This window comes from Candidatus Thioglobus sp., assembly GCF_028599055.1.
Lineage (GTDB): Bacteria > Pseudomonadota > Gammaproteobacteria > PS1 > Pseudothioglobaceae > Thioglobus_A.
On the sequence record NZ_JAQRMS010000115.1, the window covers coordinates 1 to 3,703 of the forward strand.

Below are 3,703 nucleotides of genomic sequence, written 5' to 3' on the forward strand. Positions count from 1 at the left end.
GCGAAATTGTTCATTTATAAGCAATAGTAGAATCGACTCATTTGGAAATTTAGGCGCATTACCAAAACCACCTTCAAGCTCGTCAAATTCAGATAATATGGAGTCTAACGCTTGGACAGAGATGTCTTTATTAATTGGGCTTTTTGTTAATGTTGCATTTGCATTTAATATTTTATTAATATCATTAGCTTGAGTTGTTATTCTATCTTGCTCATTTTTCCAAAGATTTTTTATACGTGAGAGTATTGTCAATAAGTCTTTTTTTGGAAAATAAACGCCAGCAAAAAAAACTTTGCCATCTGCTAGGGTTATTACATTAAGTGGCCAGCCTCCATCGCCACTAATCAATTGAGCTGCTTTCATATATGAAGCGTCAACATCTGGTCGAATCTCACGATCTACCTTGATAGCAATAAAATGCTTGTTAAGAAAATTAGCCACTTCAAGATCATCAAAACTCTCCTCTTCCATTACATGACACCAATGACAAGTGGCATAACCAATAGAGATAAAAATTGGTTTATTTTCTTTTTTAGCTTTATCAAACGCCTCATCTGAGAAGCTATACCAATTTACCGGATTATGCGCATGTTGTAGTAAATAGGGCGATGATTCTAAAATTAAGTGATTGACAAACTTAGCACGACCCTGCTCGTCAAGGTGTTTTGTTCTAGGTACATAATCCATACCTTTGTCAGCATAAGCCTGCTCTAGATTACTCATAGGATGCGCCCATAGTAGTGATGGTAAAAAAATCAAAGATATAAGTATTCTAAACATGCTTTTATTATAGCAATCTTAGGCTTTATAGGGTGATTTTAATAATTTGGGAAATTTTTCTAAATCGACATAGGCAAGGTCTATATCGATTGAATTAGTTGATAAAATCAAGAGTTTACGAATTAAAAACAAGATTTTTTCGCGTTTTTTAACTTAGTTTGGGTAAGATTTAGCTAGATTTTTTGTTCGTTTACAAAATTTACGAATTTTTTATTTGTTTTGCAGTGCTTGACGAATAAGTGCTTCGGTAGAAAGACTGTCATCGGTAATGGCGTCAATCATTTTTTCAGCCTCTTTAACTTTGAAGCCCAAAGCTTGCAGTGCTTGAGAAGCCTTTTGTGTATTTGGATTGCTGCTGCTGGCGGTAATGGGCTGATGTTGTACACCTTGTAGCTCTAATTTGGCTAGGCGATCTTTCAGCTCAACGATGAGTTTTTGTGCAGTTTTCTTACCAATGCCTGGGGTTTTGGCCAATAGTGCATCATCCTCGTTGGCAACCGCATTCATCAATGAGGCAATATTAAGATGAGAGAGAATGGCGAGCGCCACTTTGGGGCCAACCCCGTTAACGCGAATTAACTCTCTAAAGAGAGTTTTTTCATCTTTAGAAATAAAACCGTAAAGTGTTTGTGCATCTTCTTTAACGTGAAAATGCGTATGTAACGAAAGACTATTTGTATTTCCCATCTCGTAAAAACTCGACATTGGACATAGAATTTCATAACCAATACCGCCAACCTCAAGCAAGATTTCAGGCGGGTTTTTTTCTAAAATTTTTCCAGTGAGTTTTCCGATCATGATCTACAGATTATAGCCAAGGATAGGTCTTGAAATATTGCTTTTCAAAAGTTTTAATATCGTCTGAATATTGAAGCGTCAAGCCAATATCATCCAATCCATTTAGTAGGCGGCGTTTTCGCTCCTCGTCAACTTCAAAGGAATATTTTTTGCCATTGGCACTAATAGTTTGTGTTTCTAGATCGATGGTTATTTCACCCTTAACAGCAAACAACTCGTCCATTACTTCATTACTTTGCACGATTGGCAAAATACCATTTTTAAAGCAGTTGTTATAAAAAATATCCGCAAAACTTGGGGCGATGATGGCTTTAAAGCCGTAGTCTTCTAGTGCCCAAGGGGCGTGCTCACGAGATGAGCCACAGCCAAAATTTTCACGGGCTAGCAAGATTTGCGCACCTTGGTATTCTGGCTTATTTAATACAAAGTCATTATTTAGTGGGCGTTTAGCATTATCCATGCCAACTTCTCCATGATCTTCGTAGCGCCATTCATCAAATAAATTTGGGCCAAAGCCAGAACGTTTAATAGATTTTAAAAATTGCTTAGGAATGATGGCATCGGTATCTACATTAGCACGATCAAGTGGTGCAGCGATTGATGTTAGTGTGGTGAATTTTTCCATTATTTAACCTCCGAAAAATGACCAGCAATAGCGCTAGCAGCAGCAATAGCAGGGCTAACCAAATGGGTAAATGAGCCTTGCCCTTGGCGTCCTTCAAAATTTCTATTAGAGGTACTGGCACAACGCTCACCAGGTTCTAGCTTGTCAGCATTCATGGCTAAGCACATAGAGCAACCTGCTTCACGCCACTCGAACCCTGCATCGGTAAAAATTTTATCCAAGCCTTCTTTTTCTGCTTGTGCTTTAATTAAGCCTGAGCCAGGAACGACCAAAGCCAGTTTAATGTTACTGGCAATCTTCTTACCCTTTAATACATTGGCTGCGACGCGCATATCTTCAATGCGTGAGTTGGTGCACGAGCCAATAAAGACTTTATCAATCGTCACAGTATTGATTGGTGTGTTGGCGGCTAAATTAATATAACTTAAGGCGTTTTTAATACTTTCCGCTTTAACTGAATCAGATTCTTGATCCGGATCGGGTGTGATGCTATCAACCGCAATCACCATTTCAGGCGAGGTACCCCAAGTTACTTGAGGTTTAATATCCTGAGCATTAATAGTGATGACTTGATTAAATTCTGCGCCCTCGTCAGAATGTAGTGTGTTCCAGTATTCTACTGCCTTATCCCAATTATCACCAGTTGGTGCCATAGGGCGACCTTTAACGTACTCTAGGGTTTTGTTATCAACCGCCACCATGCCAACGCGCGCACCAGCTTCAATCGCCATGTTGCATAGAGTCATACGCCCTTCAATGGATAAATCTTGAATGGTGGTGCCAGCAAATTCAATGGCAAAACCCGTGCCGCCAGCAGTGCCAATTTGGCCAATAATATATAGTGCAATATCTTTAGCGCTGACATACTCATGTAAGTCACCATTGACTTCAATTTTCATATTTTTAGACTTGGCTTGCCACAAACAGCCGGTGGCTAACACATGTTCTACCTCCGAGGTGCCAATGCCAAAAGCCAGCGCACCCAATGCGCCGTGGGTTGAGGTGTGGGAGTCGCCACAAACGATGCTCATGCCTGGCAGAGTGGCGCCTTGCTCAGGGCCAACCACATGCACAATGCCTTGGCGAATATCATTCATTTGAATTTCATTAATGCCAAATGTATCGCAGTTTTTATCTAAAGTTTCAATCTGTAATTTTGAAATAGGATCTTCAATACCAGCAACACCACTTGAGCGTTCAGTTGTAGGCACGTTATGATCAGGCACAGCAATACTAGCAGCTAGGCGCCACGGCTTTCTACCGGCCATCTCCAAACCCTCAAAGGCTTGCGGTGAGGTAACTTCATGAATGAGCTGTCTGTCGATGTAAATCAACGAAGTGGTTGCTTCTTCTCGCACCACATGGGCACTCATTAATTTGTCGTAAAGTGTTTGAGCCATTACTTACTAGTCCTATTTATTACTTGCTAAAATAGCTATTTTACATTTTCTAACACTAACTTATGTGCGGTATTTGTGGCCAGTTAAGATTTGATCAACA

General features: G+C 40.0%; 4 protein-coding genes. All 4 read right to left on the minus strand.

Annotated features, from left to right (window positions below; translation table 11 throughout):
- The coding region (locus tag PSN35_RS06515; RefSeq protein ID WP_300031117.1) for a thioredoxin domain-containing protein at positions 1-723 on the minus strand (723 nt) is incomplete at its 3' end.
- A gap of 267 nt (positions 724-990) precedes the next feature.
- Entirely contained in the window at positions 991-1,578 is a 588-nt protein-coding gene (ruvA, locus tag PSN35_RS06520; RefSeq protein ID WP_300031122.1) for a Holliday junction branch migration protein RuvA, read from the minus strand.
- 10 nt (positions 1,579-1,588) lie between these two features.
- Positions 1,589-2,203: a 3-isopropylmalate dehydratase small subunit gene (gene leuD, locus PSN35_RS06525; RefSeq protein ID WP_300031125.1), complete on the minus strand. Its 615-nt coding sequence runs from the start codon at positions 2,201-2,203 to the stop codon at positions 1,589-1,591.
- Positions 2,203-3,603 carry a 3-isopropylmalate dehydratase large subunit gene (gene leuC / locus PSN35_RS06530; protein WP_300031128.1) on the minus strand — a complete coding sequence of 467 codons (1,401 nt, stop codon included), beginning with the start codon at positions 3,601-3,603 and terminating at the stop codon, positions 2,203-2,205. Before leuC ends, leuD begins: the two co-directional genes overlap by 1 nt.
- Positions 3,604-3,703: the final 100 nt, after the last annotated feature.

What these genes read in the sequence shown, in the direction of transcription:
- leuD (WP_300031125.1), bottom strand. Translation starts at nt 2,203, where the DNA reads ATGGAAAAATTCACCACACTAACATCAATCGCTGCACCACTTGATCGT.
- ruvA (WP_300031122.1), bottom strand. Translation starts at nt 1,578, where the DNA reads ATGATCGGAAAACTCACTGGAAAAATTTTAGAAAAAAACCCGCCTGAA.
- leuC (WP_300031128.1), bottom strand. Translation starts at nt 3,603, where the DNA reads ATGGCTCAAACACTTTACGACAAATTAATGAGTGCCCATGTGGTGCGA.